Here is a 16937-nt window from a genome sequence, read left to right as displayed (position 1 = left end):
CGGCTTCAGCCGCGATTCCACACCCTATCTGTCGCGGCTGAAGCCGCTCCTACGAAGCCAACAAAAAAGCCGCCCAAAGGCAGCTTTTTTGTTGATCGTGGCGGAGCGGACGGGACTCGAACCCGCGACCTCCGGCGTGACAGGCCAGCATTCTAACCGACTGAACTACCGCTCCACATTTGTTTCCAGCCAACGTACAACGCGTTCCGCCCTTGGCGTCCCCACGGGGATTCGAACCCCGGTCGCCACCGTGAAAGGGTGATGTCCTAGGCCTCTAGACGATGGGGACGTTGCTTTTTCGAAAAGTCCGCACATGAGAAGTGCGGGTTCTCGCAAAGGACTTGCGTTGAATCAAACCCTGGTGGAGCCAGGCGGGATCGAACCGCCGACCTCCTGCATGCCATGCAGGCGCTCTCCCAGCTGAGCTATGGCCCCGCCGCTGGAAGCCGCAAAGAATAGGCGGGGGTCACATATCCGTCAAGCTTTTTTTCAAGAAATTCTCACGCGACTGCCGATGGCTGTTCCGCTGAGATTTGCCCGGCACCGGCCACGACACGTGCGAGGCATCGTTTAAGCTTCCTTCCCGGGCGCAACGAGAGGAAGACATGCACGAGATCGGCTTCATTCGCGACCTCGCGATGGTGATGCTCGTGGCCGGCGCCACCACGATCCTGTTCCAGCGCCTGCGCCAGCCGGTGCTGCTGGGCTACATCCTGGCCGGCGTGCTGATCGGCCCGCATACGCCGGGCATGCTGGTGGCCGATCCGCGCGCGATCGACGACATCTCCGACCTCGGCGTGGTGCTGCTGATGTTCACGCTTGGCCTGGAGTTCAGTGTGCGCAAGCTGCGCGAGGTCGGTATAGGCGTGCTCGCGGTGGCGGTACTCGAAGTGGGCCTGATGCTGTGGATTGGCGTGGGCCTGGGCAACCTGTTCGGCTGGAAGGGCATCGACGCGCTGTTCCTCGGCGCGATCATCGCGCTGTCCTCGACGATGGTCGCCACCCGCACGCTGAAGGAGGGCGGCAGCCAGGGACAGCCATTCGCGAAGCTGGTGGTGGGCCTGCTGGTGGCCGAAGACGTGCTCACCATCGTGATGCTGACCCTGCTCACCGCGGTGGCGATCGGCGGCACCGTGCATGCGGATACCGCGTTCGCACTGATCGGCCACCTCGGCCTGTTCGTGGTGGTGGGCATGATCCTCGGCCTGCTGCTGCTGCCGCGGCTGGTGGACTACGTGGCTGGCTTCGGGCGCGACGAAACCCTGCTGGTGAGCGTGCTCGGCATCTGCTTCGGCGCCAGCCTGCTGGCGGTATGGATGGGCTTCAGCGTGGCGCTGGGCGCCTTCCTCGCGGGCGCGGTGGTGGCCGAGGCGCGCAGCGTGGGGCGTGTGCTGCATCTGATCGAACCGCTGCGTGACATGTTCGCGGCGCTGTTCTTCGTGGCGATCGGCCTGAAGATCGATCCGGCCATGCTGTGGCAATACGCGTTGCCTGCGTTGCTGATCGCGGCGGTGGTGATCGTGGGCAAGACGCTGGCCTGCGGTCTGGGCATTCTCGCCGTGGGCCACGATGCCCGTACTGCCCTGCGCTCGGGGCTGAGCATGGCGCAGATCGGCGAATTCTCGTTCGTGATCGCCACGCTGGGCCTGTCGCTGGGTGCGATCAGCGATTTCATCTATCCGATCGCGGTGGCGGTGTCGGTACTGTGCATGGCGGTGTCGCCGTACCTGAATCGTTCCGCCGACCGGCTGGCCGGCGGCCTGTCGCGCATCACGCCGCGCCCCCTGCGCTTCCTGGCCGACAGCTACAGCGGCTGGCTGGAGAACCTCAAGCCGGTCGACGAGAACGCGGTACTGGCGGCGATGCTGCGCCGCCTGCTATGGCATATCGCGGTCAACGTGCTGCTGGTGGTCACGCTGTTCGTGATCGGCGCCTATGTGAACTCGCACAGCTGGGGCTGGTTCGCGCAATTCGGCATCCATCGCGACCTGCGCCACACGCTGATCTGGGCCTGTGCGCTGTTCCTGTCGCTGCCGATGCTGATCGCGGTGTACCGCAAGGCCGAGGCCCTGGGCATGCTGCTGGCCGAGCTGGGCATCCGCGAACGCTTCGCCGGCGCCTACACGCAGGCGATCCGCAATGTACTGGCGCGGATGATTCCGCTGGCCACCCTGTTTGCCCTGGCGCTGCTGGTCAGCGCACTGGGCTCGGCGATTCTGCCGCCACGCGGGGTGGCGTTGTCATTGCTGGTGGCCGGCGTGGTACTGGCGGTGGTCCTGTGGCGCACGCTGGTGAAGCTGCACGCGCGGTTGCAGGCTGCCCTGAAGGAGACGCTCGACAAGCCGGAGCCGCCCCGGCACGGTGATCCCACCTGAAAAGATGTCATCGCATGCATCCGGTGCTGCGTTTCCGGCGGGTCGCGGCTGAACCTTTCGGTGGCTTGACTGTCTTATCCGGACCCGATTGCAAGCCCGGCGCGGTCGCCCCACAATGGGCGACCATGCCTCCGCGGTGGGGGCCCGGCCGGCGGCACCGGCATATCCAATACGAGGGAGTTTCGAATGAAGCATTTTCTGCGCCCCACGCTGACGGCGGTGGCGATGACCGCGGCGCTGGGCCTGTCGGCGGGTGCATTCGCCGCCCAGAAGACCACCAAAGCCGCCAGCAGTGCCACTGGCACGGTCGACAAGGCCAAGGCCAGCTACGTGGTGGGCTGGGAGATTGCTTCCCAGGTTCCGCCGATCATGCGCGACGAGCTGGACCCGACCGAGGTGGCGAATGCGGTGAAGGCCGCACTGTCCGGCCAGAAGCCGACCATGAGCGAGGCCGAGGCCAAGCAGGTGCACGACACGTTCATGGCCAAGATCAAGGCCAAGTACGAGGCCGAGATGACCAAGCTGGCGGCCAAGAACAAGGCCGAGGGCGATGCCTTCCTCGCCAAGAACAAGACCCAGCCGGGCGTGAAGACCACGGCCTCGGGCCTGCAGTACCAGGTGGTCAGCCAGGGTACCGGTGCCCGTCCGGGTCCGAGCGATACGGTGAAGATCAACTACACCGGCACTTTCGTCGACGGTACGGTGTTCGACGCCTCGGCCAAGCATCCGGGTGGTGGCCCGGCCGACATCCCGCTGGCCGGCGTGATTCCGGGCTTCCGCGAAGGCCTGCAGCTGATGCAGGTGGGCGGCCACTACAAGCTGTTCATCCCGGCGAACCTGGCCTACGGCGCCGAGCCGCAGCCGCCGATGCCGCCGAACGCCACGCTGATCTTCGACGTGACGCTGGTCAGCACCAAGCCGACCCCGGCTTCCGCCGCCGGTAACGGTGGCCCCGGTGGTGGCGACACGGGTGGTAGCGACAACAGCCAGTAAGCGCTGCTGCCCAGTCCATGGCAAGAGGGCGCGAAGCGATTCGCGCCCTCTTGCTTTCCTGCCTTGTCCAACCGCGGCAATGGTCGCGCGGTTAGAATGCGCATTCGCGTTCCAGAGGAATCGACCGCACGATGAAAGTCACGATCTTCGGCACCGGCTATGTCGGCCTGGTCACCGGCGCCTGCCTCGCCGAGATGGGCAACCACGTGGTCTGCGTCGACATCGACGCGGACAAGGTCGAGCGCCTGAAGCGCGGCGAGATTCCGATCTACGAGCCGGGCCTGGAGCCCATCGTCAAGCGCAACCACGCCGATGGCCAGCTCGATTTCACCACCGATGCAGCCACCGGCATCGCGCATGGCGACGTGATCTTCATCGCGGTGGGCACCCCGCCTGACGAGGACGGCAGCGCCGACATGAAGTACGTGCTGGGCGTGGCGAAGACCATCGGCCAGCACATGGACCGTTACGCCGTGGTGGTGAACAAATCCACCGTCCCGGTAGGCACTGCCGACCGCGTACGCGCAGCGATCGTGCCGGAACTGGCGACGCGCGGCATCAGCGTGGAATTCGATGTGGTTTCCAATCCCGAATTCCTCAAGGAAGGCGACGCGGTGGAGGATTGCCTGCGCCCCGACCGCATCGTGATCGGCAGCGGCAGCGCGCGCGCGGTGACGGTGCTGCGCAAACTGTACGCTCCGTTCAACCGCAACCACGAGCGCATCGTGGTAATGGACGAACGCTCCGCCGAGCTGACCAAGTACGCCGCCAACGCGATGCTGGCGACCAAGATCAGCTTCATGAACGAGATCGCCAACATCGCCGAGCGCGTGGGCGCCGACGTGGAACTGGTGCGCCAGGGCATCGGCGCCGACCCGCGCATCGGTTACCACTTCATCTATCCCGGCGCGGGCTACGGCGGCTCCTGCTTCCCGAAGGACGTGCAGGCGCTGGAGCGCACCGCGCGCGGCGCGGGCTACGAGGCACGCCTGCTCGGGGCAGTCGAGGCGGTGAACCACGACCAGAAGACCAAGTTGTTCGAGCTGATCTCGCGTCACTTTGGCGGCGAGTTGAAAGGCAGGACCATCGCGCTGTGGGGCCTGGCTTTCAAGCCGAACACCGACGACATGCGCGAGGCCTCCAGTCGTCGCCTGATGGAAGCGTTGTGGTCGGCTGGCGCGCGCGTGCAGGCCTTCGATCCCGAAGCGCGCGGGGAAACCCGGCGCATCTACGGTGAGCGTGCCGACCTGATGCTGTGCGAGCATGCCTACGATGCGCTGCAGGGTGCCGACGCGCTGGCCATTATCACTGAATGGAAGGCCTTCCGCAGTCCTGACTTCGTGCGCATCCGCGGCGCGTTGAAGTCGCCGGCGATCTTCGACGGCCGCAACCTTTATGACCCTGCGGCAGTGGAAGAGGCTGGCTTGGCCTATTACGGCATCGGCCGCGGGCGCAGCCTGCGGGTGGCACGCTGATGGACGCGATCGAGCAACGCCTGGCCGATCTGGAAGTGCGGCTGACCTTCATCGACGACACCGTGCAGGCGCTGGCCGCGGCCGATGCCGAGCAGGCGATGCGCATCGTCGAGCTGGAGCGCCTGCTGCACCTGCTGCGCCAGGAACTGCAGAGCGTGCGGCTGGGCCCGGCATCCGACCCGCACAGCGAACCGCCGCCGCCGCATTATTGAAGAGTGCGGCCAAGGATGGCCGCCCGTTTGATCTTCGCGATCATGGACGATCGCAAAGGGTTGAAAGAGTGCGGCCAAGCATGGCCGCTTGTTCGATTTTCGCGATCATGGATGATCGCAACGGAAAGCATCACCGGAATCACGATCATGGGTGAATCCCTGCGCGACCAGCTGCTCAAGAGCGGCCTCGTCAAGCAAGTCCGCGAAGAAAGGCGCGGCACCGAAGGCAAGGGCAGGCCGTCCGGCAAGCCGCATGGCCAGGGTGGCAAGCCGCCGGCACCGCGCCGCAGCCAGGAAGACATGGATCTCGCCAAGGCCTACGCGATCCGCGCCCAGACCGAGGCGAACGAGCGCAAGCGGGCCCAGCAGGAAGCCGAGGAGCAGGCGCGCCAGCGCCGCGAGCGCAAGCAGAAGATCCAGCAGTTGCTGGACGGCAAGGCCTTGAACAAGGCCGAGACCGAGCTGGTGCGCAACTTCGAGTACGGCGGCAAGATCCGCCGCATCCACGTGGACGCGGCCCAGCTTGCGGCGCTCAATGCCGGCGAACTGGGCGTGGTGCAGCAGGCAGGGCGCTACCTGCTGGTCGCGCGCGAGATCGCCGAACAGGTGCGCGTGATCGATGGGCACCTGCTGGCCCTGCTGGTCGATCCGGATGCGGCCACTGCCGACGACGGTGTGCCCGACGATCTGGTCTGGTAGATCGCTTCGCGCCTGCCGCCGTCTGGAGAATGCGCCCGGTCATGTACCGGGCGTTTCCACAGGCGATGCGCGTGGATTCAGAGCATGTCGGTACCGGCTGCCAACGCCGGGTGATCCCAGCCTTCCTTGGGCGTGAAGCGGGCGCCGTGGCGCTGCGCCAGCTGTTCCAGCTTCGCCTTGACCGTGGCTGTACCTTCGCTGCGCAGGTACTGGATCGGGCCGCCGCGGAACGGTGCGAAGCCGGTGCCGAAGATCACGCCCGCGTCGAGCAGGTCGGCATCGTCCACCACGCCGTCGGCGAGGCAGGCCACCGCCTCGTTCACCATCGACAGGATCATGCGGTCCGTGAGGTCGGGGGCCGGGGTGTAGTCGGGATCGATTTCCGGCTTGATCGGCTTGCCGTCCTGCCACACGTAGAGGCCCTGGCCGTCCTTCTTGCCGCGCTTGCCGGCGTCGAGTTTTTCCTCCAGGCCGGGCGGCAGTTCCAGGCCGAGGAAGGGTGCCAGCTCCTTGCCGACCGAGGCGCATACGTCCAGGCCCACGGTGTCGGCCAGCTCGATCGGCCCCATCGGCATGCCGAACCGCTTCGCCGCCTTGTCCAGAACGGGGCCGGGCACGCCCTCGTTGTACAGGCGCAGCGCCTCCAGCAGGTAGGGCATCAGGATGCGGTTGACCAGGAAGCCGGGTGTGCCTTTCACCGCCACCGGCAACTTGCCGAGCGCCTTGCAGAAGGCCAGCGCGCGCTTCTCGATGGCGGGATCGAGCTGGTCGTGGCGCACCACCTCGACCAGCGGCATCTGCGCCACCGGGTTGAAGAAGTGCAGGCCAAGGAAACGCTGCGGCGACTTGAGGTTCCTGCGCAGCTCGTCCAGTGGAATGCTGGAGGTGTTGCTGGCGAGGATTTCCCCGGCCTGGAATTGCGGTTCGATGCCGGCGTACAGCGCCTGCTTGGCCTCGGCGTTCTCGTAGATCGCCTCGATGGCGAGGTCGGCGTCCTTGATGCCGGCGCCTTCCACGTCGGCACGCAGGCGGCGGGTGGCGGCCTCGATCTTTTCCGGCGTCTTCAGCTTCTTCTCGTACAGTTTGCGGGCTCGATCCAGCACGGGCTGGATGAACTTCAGTTCGCGGTCCTGCAGGGTCACCGCAAACCCCTTGAGTGCTGCCCAGGCGGCGATGTCGCCGCCCATCACGCCGGCACCCACCACATGCACGTGGGCGATACCGTGCTCGGTGCCGGCGCCCTGGTTCTTCAGCCGCTCCTGCAGGAAGAACAGGCGGATCAGGTTGCGTGCGGTGGGCGTCTGCGCCAGCTTCGCCACCGAGCGCGCTTCGTGCTGCAGCCGCTGGCGGATGTCGCCGCCGCCGCGCTGCCACACATCGATCAGCGCGAACGGGGCAGGGTAGTGTTCCTTGCAGACCTTGGCGGCGGTCTGCTTCATCACCATCGGTGCAAGGATCTGTCGTGCCGGCCAGCAGTTGGTGAGCCAGGCCTTGGCGCGCCGTGCGAACGGCCGCGACTGCGGGCGGCGCAGCAGCGCGCGCGCCTCGGCCAGCAGTTCCTCGGGGGGCGCCACGCGATCGATCATCCCCAGCGCCAGCGCACGCTTCGCCGACAACGACTTGCCGGTGAGCATCAGGGGCAGTGCATCGAGGGCGCCGATCAGCCGTGGCAGTCGCGCGGTCCCGCCCCAGCCGGGATGGATGCCGAGCATCACCTCGGGCAGGGCGATCCTGGTCTTGTCGTCGTCCGCGGCGATGCGCTGGTTGCAGGCCAGGATCAACTCGGTGCCGCCGCCCATGCAGGCGCCATGCACTGCCGCAACCGTGGGGCAGGGCAGCCGGGCCAGCGCTTCGTACACATGCTGACCGTTCTCGATGTTCTCCAGCACGCTGCCCTGCTTCGCGTACTCCACGAATTCCTTGATGTCCGCACCTGCGGCGAAACCGGCAGGCTTGGCGGAGTGCACGATCACGCCGGCCGGCTTCTCGATCGCCAGCCGCTCGACGATCTGGCCCAGTTCGTCGAGCACCGCACGGTTGATCGCATTGACACTGCTGCCGGCACGATCGAGGCTGAGCGTGACGATGCCGCGCTCGTCCAGGCTCGTCTTCCAATGGTTGAAGCGCAATCCTTCGAACATGGACAGGGGGAGGTGGTGGACGAAGTCCGAACCATACCGTTCCGTCCGGACGAATGCGAGATGTGTGCCGGGCGGGCACCGGCAGACGCCGCTTACGGACTTGCGTTGGTTTTCGGAATCTTCCGATCGGTCGAATGTGAAGCGGTTCGCCCTCCACGGCAACGATCAGGCTCCAGAATGGGTGCAAACCAGTGGAGAATGCGCCATGGGGACCGACGGCTGGCGTACCTCCCGCCGGCCGTCGCCGAACGACTCAGGGAGCCACGATGACATCGATGATGGACATGCCCTTGCCATCTTCCGGTGATGACGTTTTCGAGCGGATTCTGGCAGCGCCGGCCGGAGTGGTGGCCGTGCGCAGCGAGGACGGCGTGACCCTGCTCGAGCAGTTCCGCAGCATTGCCCGCCACAGCGGGCAGGCGGTGTATCTGTGGCAGCCGGGCCTGGGGCTGTCCAGCCTGCGCGATGCGCATGCACGCGTACCCGATGCGCAACGCCTCGGCCAGGCGTTGCGCTACATGCAGCAGAGCATGCATTTCGGCGTCTATGTACTGCAGGAACTGGAATTGCCGCTGGCGCCAGCCGATCTCGCACTGTTGCGGCAACTGGCGCGGGCGACTACCGGGCATCTGCGCCGCGTGGTGCTGCTCAATGCGCCGCTGGCACTGGTCGAGCAGCTGGGCGAGCTGATCACCTGCATCGACAGCGAACCACAGTTGCCGCAGCGCCTGCGCCTGCGCGATGGCCGCTGGCTGAGTTGAGGCGGACAGACATGAGCGAGGGCATTCTGGTACTGGCCGCACGACGCGATTTGCGGCGCCGCCTGTTCGACGTGTTCGATCAGGCGGGGTATCGACATATCCATAGCGCACGCGATGCGCAGCACGCGGCGATCCTGCTGGAGGGGCGTCAGCCGCTGGAATTGATGGTGGCCGTGCTGGGCCACGGTGCGGTGCAGGCGCGCCAATGCTGCGAGCAGTTGCGCGCCCTGGGCGCCGGCACGGGCGTGCCACTGCTGGCGATCCTCGACGAGGATGCGTCGCTGCAGGCTGCGCAACTGCCTGACGAGGTCACCGGCTGGCTGCACGCTGCGCAGATCGAGGCCGAACTGCTGACGCGCTGGCAGCAGCAGCCACCTGCCGTTCCGCCGGCGGCGACCCAAACCAGGAGTGCGGCGGAAAACGCCTTGGACCTGCTGACACGCATCTTCGCCAGCAGTGGCGGCGGTGCCACCCGCGACGCCACCGCGCGGCTGCTGTTTGACGAGATGGCGCTGGATTACCTTGCGGTGTGGCCGGTGCGCAACGAGGGCGGCGAGTTTCCGGTACCGCTGCTGCAGTTGTGGAATGGTGCGGAGCCCGCTTGGCCGCCGGTCGAGGCGCAGGTGCTGCTGCAGCGTGTTCTGGGCGGGGAGCCGGTGCTCTATCGCAGCGAAGTGCAGCAGCGGGTGTCTGCCGACGCGCTGCTGCCATTGCTCGATCTGTCCGGTTTCGTGGGCCTGCCGCTGTACGACGAGCGCCGGGTGGTGCTGGGCGCGATGCTGGCTGGCAGCCGGCGCGGCTTCGGTGACATGGCGATCGTCGAGCCGCTGCTGCGCTGCGCATCGGCCCGTTTCGCGCAGGGACTGGAGCTGGGGCTCACCCGTGAGCAGGGACGCGCCGAAGGTCTGCTCGATGCGCTCACCGGCCTGCCGAACCGGCTGCTGTTCGGCGACCGGCTGGAGTCGATCCTGCGCGAGGCGGTGCGCAACGGCGAGTGCTTTGCCGTGCTGTTCGTGGACCTCGACCATTTCAAGGCGGTCAACGACACGCACGGCCACGCCGCCGGCGACCAGGTGCTGCAGGAAGTCACCCGTCGCCTGCGCGGCAGCGTGCGCGCTTCCGATACGGTGGCGCGCTATGCCGGCGACGAGTTCACCGTGGTGCTGCGCCACATCGTGAAGAACGACGACGTGCAGCGGGTCGCCGAGAAGATCCTGCAGGTAATCGGCGACCCGCTGCAGCTGGAGAACGGCACGCGCCTGCAGGTCGGCGTGTCGATCGGCGTGAGCTTCTTCCCCGATGACGCGGCCGACGCGGAAACCCTGCTCAAGCATGCCGACGAGGCGATGTACGCGGCCAAGAGGCAGGGGCGCAACACCTTCCGCATCTACGAGGTGAGTCCGGAATACGCGCGCGAGCATGGCCTGGCGCTGCGCTCGCGCCTGCGCCACGCGCTGGGCAACGGCGAGCTGCGGCTGGTCTACCAGCCGCAGGTGGGCACCGAGAGCGAGGACATCGTGGGGATGGAGGCGCTGCTGCGCTGGGAGCATCCCGAGCTGGGGCCGATCAGCCCCGCGGTGTTCATCCCGCTGGCTGAGGAAACCGGGCTGATCGTGCCGATTGGCGAGTGGGTGCTGCGCACGGCCTGTCGCCAGGCCCAGGAATGGGAGCAGCGCTATGGCCTGCGCCTGCGCCTGGGCGTGAACCTTTCCGCGCTGCAACTGATGGAGCCGAAGTTGCCGGCCACGGTGTTCCGGGCACTGCAGGAGAGCGGACTCGACCCCACCCTGCTGGAGCTGGAGATCACCGAGAGCATCAGCATCAAGGCCGCGCCGAACCTGGTGGAGAACCTGCAGGCGCTGCACCGGCTGGGTTGCCGCCTGGCGATCGACGACTTCGGCACCGGCGCCGCCTCGCTGGACTATCTGCGCAAGCTGCCGGCCGACCGCATCAAGGTCGACCAGAGCTTCGTACGCAACATCGGCGTAGATCCGGATGACGAGGCGATCGTGCGCGCCACCATCGAGATGGCACACCGGCTCAACCGCAGCGTGGTCGCCGAGGGCGTGGAGACCGAGCAACACCTGGCCTTCCTGCGCGCCCACCACTGCGACGAGCTGCAGGGTTACCTGTTCTGCCGGCCGTTGCCGGTGGTTTCCTTCGATCGCCTGCTGGACGAGCGCCAGCACCTGCTGGGCCAGCCCGCTGCTACCGTGCCGGCTTGAGCCGGGCGTCCATCGTCCCCATAGCTCTGGCGACCCGCCGCGACGGGTCAACCGATGGCAGGTCCGTGCGTCAGGATGAAGTCGCTACACTGGCGCGCGACGCTGAACTTGCGCGCCTGGCCCCGGTCTGAGCAGCGCGCTCGTTCTGGCACAAGCTCCGCAGCGGAAGACGGCATTGACGACGGATACGGCCCGAACGGGCGAAAACGAACTGGACCGGGCACTGGTCGAACGCGTACAGGGCGGCGACAAGCGTGCTTTCGACCTGCTGGTGCGCAAGTACCAGCACAAGGTGGTGGGGCTGGTCTCGCGCTACGTGAAGAGCTACGCCGAGTGCGAGGACATCGCCCAGGAGTCCTTCATCCGCGCCTGGCGGGCGATCGGCTCGTTCCGCGGCGACAGCGCGTTCTACACCTGGCTCTACAAGATCGCGGTGAACACCGCCAAGAACCACCTGGTGGCGATGGGGCGGCGTCCGCCCACCGACGACATCGATGCGGACGAGGCGGTATTCCTGTCCGGCGCCGAGCGCATGCACGACAGCGCCACCCCCGAACGCGAGCTGATGCGCCAGGAAATTGAACATTCGGTGTTTTCCACTGTCCAAGCGCTGCCTGAGGAACTCAGGGTGGCCATCACGCTGCGCGAGGTGGACGGCCTGAGTTACGAGGAAATCGCCGAGGCGATGGGCTGCCCGATCGGGACGGTGCGTTCGCGCATCTTCCGGGCCCGTGAGGCGATCGATGAAAAGTTGCGGCCGCTGTTGTCGGATCGTGAGGACCAGACATGAACCAGTCAGATCAGCATGCGCGTGAGCACCTTTCAGCCGGTATCGACGGCGAGCTGTCGCATGAGGAACTGCGCTTCCTGCTGCGCCGCCTCGACCACGACGGCGAGCTGCGGCGCACCTGGGTGAGCTACCACGTAGTCCGTGATGGACTGCGCCGGCAACTGCCGCCACTGGCCGAAGCCGGCTTCGTGGCGCGGGTGATGCTGGCGATCGAGCAGGAATCCGTCGTGGCCGCCGCGCCGCGGCATCGCTGGTTGCGCTGGTCGGCCGGCGGCGCGATCGCAGCCGGCGTGGCTGCCGCCGCGCTGATGATCGCCCAGCCTACTGGCGACGCTGAACGGCACACTGCTCCGCAGACCGCGCAGACCACGCCGGGTATGCCGGCAGTGCACAGCGCACCGACCGTCGCGCCGGAGGTGGCGGTGGTACCGCCATGGCTGAGCGGCAAGGCTCCAGGGCTGCTCAGCGAGCGTGCTTCAGCCACGCTGGGAGCCCCGGTCGATGCCGGCCTGTCTTCGCCCTATGTCCGCCGCGGCATGTCGCCGTTCGGCGCGCAGCGTTACCGCACGCTGGACAACCACGATGGCAGCTACCTGATCCTGCTCGACCCTGCCCAGCAGCAGGTGCCGGACGCCATGCGCCAGGGCGCCGCCAGCACCCAGTAAGGCCGGGCCGCGTGCGCGCTCCGCGGTCCGTCACCCTCATCCCATCCCGCTCGCACACGGCCCCCTTCCGGGCCGCGGGCGACGCGTGTCCGTTCCCATGTCTGAACCGATACTAGGAGGCGTCATGACATCATCCATCCTGCGCAGCTCCCGCCTGAGCCTGCTGGTGTGCTGTGCCTTGGCCGGCACGGCCCTGACGGTGCAGGGCGTGCAGGCCCTGCCGGCGCCTGTCGCGGCTTCCCTGCCTGACTTCACCGGCATCGTGCAGAAGAACGCGCCAGCCGTGGTGCAGGTGGAGGCGAAGTACAGCGGGCGCAGCAAGCCCGGCGCGCGCAGCCTGTCGGGGTCCGGCGGCATGCCGGACGATCCCCAGGCCGAGATCTTCCGCCGCTTCTTCGGCATGCCGATGATGCCGTCCCCTGCGGAGCAGGCGCACACCTCGCTGGGCTCGGGCTTCATTATCTCCGCCGACGGCTACATCCTGACCAACAACCATGTGGTCGATCATGCGGACAAGGTGATCGTGCGGCTGCAGGATCGGCGCATCCTCGACGCCAAGGTGGTGGGCACCGACCCCACCTACGACATTGCCCTGCTCAAGGTCAGCGCCGGCGGCAACCTGCCCACGGTGAGCATCGGCGACTCACGCAGCCTGAAGCCGGGCCAGTGGGTGCTGGCGATCGGCTCGCCGTTCGGCTTCGACTACACCGTGACCCAGGGCATCGTCAGCGCGGTGGGACGCAACCTGGGCAGGGACGACCAGCCCTATACCTCGTTCATCCAGACCGACGTGCCGATCAACCGTGGCAACTCCGGCGGCCCGTTGTTCAATCTGCAGGGGCAGGTAGTGGGCATCAACTCGCAGATCTATTCCGGCACCGGCGGCTACCAGGGCGTGGCGTTCTCGATCCCGATCGACGTGGCGATGAACGCAGTGGAGCAGCTCAAGACCAAGGGCTACGTGACGCGCGGTCAGCTGGGCGTGATGGTGCAGGAGGTCAGCGATGACATGGAAAAGGCCTACAAGCTGCCAGACGCTTCCGGCGCGGCTGTGGCCCAGGTGACCCCGGACAGTGGCGCTGAGAAGGCGGGCCTCCAGCCGGGCGACATCATCCTCGACTACGACAACCATGCAATCCACAGCCCTGCGGACTTGCCACCACTGGTGGCCATGACCAAGCCGGGCACGCGGGTGCCGCTGGAGATCCTGCGCCAGGGCAAGAAGCAGACCGTGCAGGTCACCATCGGTACGATGCCGCGCGACCAGAACGCGGTGGACAACGGCAGCACGGCGCCGGGCGCGAGCAGCGGCAGCGCCGTGCTGGGGCTCACCGTGCAGCCGCTGGACAACGCCACCCGCAAGCAGATGGACCTGAAGCCGGGGCAGGGCGTGCTGATCGGCGATGTCACCGGCGACGTGGCGGCCCAGGCCGGCCTGCAGCCGGGCGACGTGATCCTGATGGTCAACCAGCAACCGGTGGGCAGCGTGGAGGCGTTCCGGGCCGCGACCAAGGATGTGAAGGCCGGTTCCACCGTCCTGCTGCTGGTGCGCCGCAATGACCAGAACCGCTTCTTCGGCCTGACCGTGCCGGACGACAAGTAATGCAGGCGGACGCAAAGGGTGGCGGCCTTGCTGGCCGCCGCCCTTTGCGGGGCCACGGACGTGCCAGGCCGCCGGAAAGGTGATGCGGCGACAATCCATGGTTCCATGCGACAATACGGGGTTCACGCCGCCGTTCCGGTGGCGTACCCAAGGCAAGGCTGGCTTCCTGCGCTCCATGGAACTGATCCGCAACTTCTCCATCATCGCCCACATCGACCACGGCAAATCCACGCTGGCCGACCGCATCATCCAGATCTGCGGTGGCCTTGCCGACCGCGAGATGGAAGCGCAGGTACTGGACAACAACCCGATCGAGCGCGAGCGCGGCATCACCATCAAGGCGCAGTCGGTGTCGCTGCCGTACAAGGCGCGCGACGGCAAGACCTACCAGCTCAACTTCATCGACACCCCCGGCCACGTGGATTTCAGCTACGAGGTGAGCCGTTCGCTGGCCGCCTGCGAAGGCGCGCTGCTGGTGGTGGACGCGGCGCAGGGCGTGGAGGCGCAGTCCGTCGCCAACTGCTACACCGCGGTGGAGATGGGCCTGGAAGTGGTGCCGGTGCTCAACAAGATCGACCTGCCCACCGCGGACGTCGAGAAGGTGAAGGGCGAGATCGAGGCGGTGATCGGCATCGACGCCACCGACGCGGTGGCGATCAGCGCCAAGACCGGCCTCAACGTGGTCGAGGTGCTGGAGGCGATCGTGGCGCGTATCCCGGCGCCGAAGCCGCGCGACACCGACAAGCTGCAGGCGCTGATCATCGATTCGTGGTTCGACAACTACCTCGGCGTGGTGTCGCTGGTGCGCGTGATGCAAGGCGAGATCAAGCCCGGCGACAAGCTGCTGGTGATGTCCACCGGCCGCGTGCACGAGGTGGACGACGTGGGCGTGTTCACGCCCAAGCGCAAGAAGCTGGAAAAACTCTCCGCGGGCGAGGTGGGCTGGATCAACGCCTCGATCAAGGACGTGCACGGCGCGCCGGTAGGCGACACGCTCACGCATGCTGGAAAACCTGCTTCCGAACCGTTGCCCGGCTTCCAGACCATGCAGCCGCGCGTGTTCGCCGGCCTGTTCCCGGTGTCGGCCGACGACTTCCCGGCGATGCGCGAGGCGCTGGACAAGCTGCGCCTCAACGACGCCGCGCTGTTCTTCGAGCCGGAAAGCTCCGAGGCGATGGGCTTCGGCTTCCGCTGCGGCTTCCTCGGCATGCTGCACATGGAAATCGTGCAGGAGCGCCTCGAGCGCGAATACGACCTCAACCTCATCACCACCGCGCCCACCGTGGTGTACGAGGTGCTGAGGACCGACGGCACGGTGCTGGCGCTGGACAACCCGGCCAAGCTGCCACCGGTGCCGCAGATCGACGAGATCCGCGAGCCGATCATCGTGGCCAGCATCCTCACGCCGCCGGACTACATCGGCAACATCATCACGCTGTGCGAGGAGAAGCGCGGCGTGCAGCGTTCGATCCAGTACCTCGCCACCCAGGTGCAGATCACCTACGAGCTGCCGCTGGCCGAGGTGGTGCTGGACTTCTTCGACCGCCTGAAGTCGGTGTCGCGCGGCTACGCCTCGATGGACTACCACTTCGAGCGCTTCGATGCCGGCCCGTTCGTGCGCGTGGACGTGCTGATCAACGGCGACCGTGTGGATGCGCTTTCGCTGATCGTGCATCGTACGCACGCGGATCGCCGCGGGCGCGAGCTGGTGGAGCGCATGAAGGACCTGATCCCGCGCCAGCAGTTCGACGTGGCGATCCAGGCGGCGATCGGCGCGCAGATCATCGCGCGCTCCACGGTGAAGGCACTGCGCAAGAACGTGCTGGCCAAGTGCTATGGCGGCGACGTCAGCCGCAAGAAGAAGCTCCTGGAAAAGCAGAAGGAAGGCAAGAAGCGCATGAAGCAGGTCGGCCGGGTGGAGATTCCGCAGGAAGCCTTCCTCGCCGTGCTGCGGACAGACAAATAAGCAGCGGTACTCTCGGGAGTAAGCATGGAATTCGACTTTTCCGCCATTCTGCTGGCCCTCACCGTGCTGTTCGGCGTGGTGTGGGGACTGGATCGCCTGTTCCTCTACAAGAAGCGCAAGGCACGCCTCGAAGCGGCCGGCAGCGAGTATCGCGATCCGGCACCGGTGGACTGGGCGCGCTCGTTGTTCCCGGTGGTGCTGGTGGTGCTGGTGCTGCGCTCCTTCGTGGCCGAGCCGTTCCGCATTCCATCGGGCTCGATGATGCCGACGCTGGACGTGGGCGATTTCATCCTGGTCAACAAGTTCGCCTACGGTCTGCGCCTGCCGGCGTTCAACACCAAGTTCCTCGATCTCGGCGAACCGAAGCGCGGTGACGTGGTGGTGTTCCGCTTCCCCGGCTTCCTGTGCCGGGACGCCAGCGGCAAGCTGGTGCGCAGCGGTGACATGAGCTGCGCCGATCCGCAGGCGCCCGTGCCCAGCCAGAACTGGATCAAGCGGGTGATCGGCTTGCCTGGCGATACGGTGGAGATCCAGGGTTCCGACCTGCTGATCAACGGCAAGCCGGTGCAGGCCGACGAGATAGGTCCCTACGTGGGCAACCCCCAGCGCGACGAGGAGCGCCTGATGCTGGACATGGGGGCCACGGTCTGGACTGAGCACCTGCAACGCGAGGATGGCCGTATGGTCAACCACCTGATCGCCCGCATGCCGGCCTACACCACGCCCTATTCGATCCCGAACGCAGTGGTGCCGTCCAAGGTGCCGCAGGGCTGCTACCTGGTGATGGGCGACAACCGCAACAACAGCACCGACAGCCGGTGGTGGGGTTGCCTGCCGGAACAGAACCTGGCGGGCAAGGCCTTCATGATCTGGATGAGCTGGAAGGGCTGGGGCACCGGCGGCGTGGACTTCCACCGCATCGGCAGGATCATCCATTGATGTGATCCAGCTGCGCTGCAGCCTGCATGGCCACTGGCATAATCGGCCCGGCGGCCACATGGGCATGTGGCCGCACGACACAATGACAGCCGG

At 66.7% G+C, this 16937-nt stretch carries 14 protein-coding genes and 3 tRNA genes; 12 read left to right on the top strand and 5 right to left on the bottom strand.

The genetic code is table 11. The features are described from left to right. Positions 1 to 98 precede the first annotated feature (98 nt). The 3 genes from ABQJ54_RS02325 to ABQJ54_RS02315 form a co-directional block, all read right to left on the bottom strand. Positions 99 to 175 (bottom strand) — tRNA-Asp (locus tag ABQJ54_RS02325). Between the two features lie 38 nt (positions 176 to 213). Continuing rightward, a tRNA-Glu gene (locus ABQJ54_RS02320) sits at positions 214 to 289 on the bottom strand. Positions 290 to 359: 70 nt separating this feature from the next. Continuing rightward, positions 360 to 435, bottom strand: a tRNA-Ala gene (locus ABQJ54_RS02315). A gap of 170 nt (positions 436 to 605) precedes the next feature. On the opposite strand from ABQJ54_RS02315, the gene ABQJ54_RS02310 reads away from it, so the two are divergent. The 4 genes from ABQJ54_RS02310 to ABQJ54_RS02295 all read left to right on the top strand — a co-directional run bounded on the left by ABQJ54_RS02310 (position 606) and on the right by ABQJ54_RS02295 (position 5055). After that, positions 606 to 2375, top strand: a complete 1770-nt coding sequence (locus ABQJ54_RS02310; RefSeq protein ID WP_367852666.1) for a cation:proton antiporter — start codon at positions 606 to 608, stop codon at positions 2373 to 2375. Between the two features lie 186 nt (positions 2376 to 2561). Next, positions 2562 to 3368, top strand: a complete 807-nt coding sequence (locus tag ABQJ54_RS02305; protein WP_367852665.1) for an FKBP-type peptidyl-prolyl cis-trans isomerase N-terminal domain-containing protein — start codon at positions 2562 to 2564, stop codon at positions 3366 to 3368. Positions 3369 to 3499: 131 nt separating this feature from the next. Then, positions 3500 to 4843: a UDP-glucose dehydrogenase family protein gene (locus ABQJ54_RS02300; protein ID WP_367852664.1), complete on the top strand. Its 1344-nt coding sequence runs from the start codon at positions 3500 to 3502 to the stop codon at positions 4841 to 4843. Continuing rightward, positions 4843 to 5055: a SlyX family protein gene (locus ABQJ54_RS02295; protein ID WP_367852663.1), complete on the top strand. Its 213-nt coding sequence runs from the start codon at positions 4843 to 4845 to the stop codon at positions 5053 to 5055. Before ABQJ54_RS02300 ends, ABQJ54_RS02295 begins: the two co-directional genes overlap by 1 nt. Here the strand turns inward: ABQJ54_RS02295 and ABQJ54_RS02290 are convergent. Then, positions 5049 to 5204: a hypothetical protein gene (locus ABQJ54_RS02290; RefSeq protein WP_367852662.1), complete on the bottom strand. Its 156-nt coding sequence runs from the start codon at positions 5202 to 5204 to the stop codon at positions 5049 to 5051. The genes ABQJ54_RS02295 and ABQJ54_RS02290 overlap by 7 nt on opposite strands. Here ABQJ54_RS02290 and ABQJ54_RS02285 point away from each other — a divergent pair. Beyond that, the gene (locus tag ABQJ54_RS02285) at positions 5203 to 5754 is read left to right on the top strand and encodes a DUF2058 domain-containing protein (protein WP_367852661.1); all 552 of its coding nucleotides are present in this window, start codon (positions 5203 to 5205) and stop codon (positions 5752 to 5754) included. The two genes, ABQJ54_RS02290 and ABQJ54_RS02285, sit on opposite strands and share 2 nt — an antisense overlap. A 77-nt stretch (positions 5755 to 5831) precedes the next feature. On the opposite strand, the gene ABQJ54_RS02280 is transcribed toward ABQJ54_RS02285, so the two are convergent. Continuing rightward, positions 5832 to 7895: a 3-hydroxyacyl-CoA dehydrogenase NAD-binding domain-containing protein gene (locus ABQJ54_RS02280; RefSeq protein ID WP_367852660.1), complete on the bottom strand. Its 2064-nt coding sequence runs from the start codon at positions 7893 to 7895 to the stop codon at positions 5832 to 5834. 266 nt (positions 7896 to 8161) lie between these two features. On the opposite strand from ABQJ54_RS02280, the gene ABQJ54_RS02275 reads away from it, so the two are divergent. From ABQJ54_RS02275 to lepB, 7 genes are all read left to right on the top strand, one after another. Further along, a complete protein-coding gene (locus ABQJ54_RS02275) occupies positions 8162 to 8656 on the top strand; it encodes a Ycf46 family AAA ATPase (RefSeq protein ID WP_367852659.1) in 495 nt (164 codons plus the stop codon). 11 nt (positions 8657 to 8667) lie between these two features. Further along, a complete protein-coding gene (locus ABQJ54_RS02270; protein ID WP_367852658.1) occupies positions 8668 to 10881 on the top strand; it encodes a putative bifunctional diguanylate cyclase/phosphodiesterase in 2214 nt (737 codons plus the stop codon). A gap of 175 nt (positions 10882 to 11056) precedes the next feature. After that, positions 11057 to 11671 carry an RNA polymerase sigma factor RpoE gene (gene rpoE, locus ABQJ54_RS02265; protein ID WP_367852657.1) on the top strand — a complete coding sequence of 205 codons (615 nt, stop codon included), beginning with the start codon at positions 11057 to 11059 and terminating at the stop codon, positions 11669 to 11671. Continuing rightward, entirely contained in the window at positions 11668 to 12336 is a 669-nt protein-coding gene (locus ABQJ54_RS02260) for a sigma-E factor negative regulatory protein (RefSeq protein ID WP_367852656.1), read from the top strand. Before rpoE ends, ABQJ54_RS02260 begins: the two co-directional genes overlap by 4 nt. A gap of 124 nt (positions 12337 to 12460) precedes the next feature. Beyond that, a complete protein-coding gene (locus tag ABQJ54_RS02255) occupies positions 12461 to 13939 on the top strand; it encodes a DegQ family serine endoprotease (protein WP_367852655.1) in 1479 nt (492 codons plus the stop codon). Positions 13940 to 14114: 175 nt separating this feature from the next. Next, positions 14115 to 15905, top strand: coding sequence for a translation elongation factor 4 (lepA, locus tag ABQJ54_RS02250; protein WP_367852654.1), 1791 nt, complete (start codon positions 14115 to 14117; stop codon positions 15903 to 15905). A 24-nt stretch (positions 15906 to 15929) separates the two neighbouring features. Next, entirely contained in the window at positions 15930 to 16844 is a 915-nt protein-coding gene (gene lepB / locus ABQJ54_RS02245) for a signal peptidase I (protein WP_367852653.1), read from the top strand. The last annotated feature ends 93 nt before the right edge of the window (positions 16845 to 16937 follow it).

The organism is Rhodanobacter lycopersici (assembly GCF_040812335.1).
GTDB lineage: Bacteria > Pseudomonadota > Gammaproteobacteria > Xanthomonadales > Rhodanobacteraceae > Rhodanobacter_A > Rhodanobacter_A lycopersici.
The sequence above is the reverse complement of the archived record's forward strand: the minus strand, read 5'-3'. Positions and strand labels throughout refer to the sequence as shown.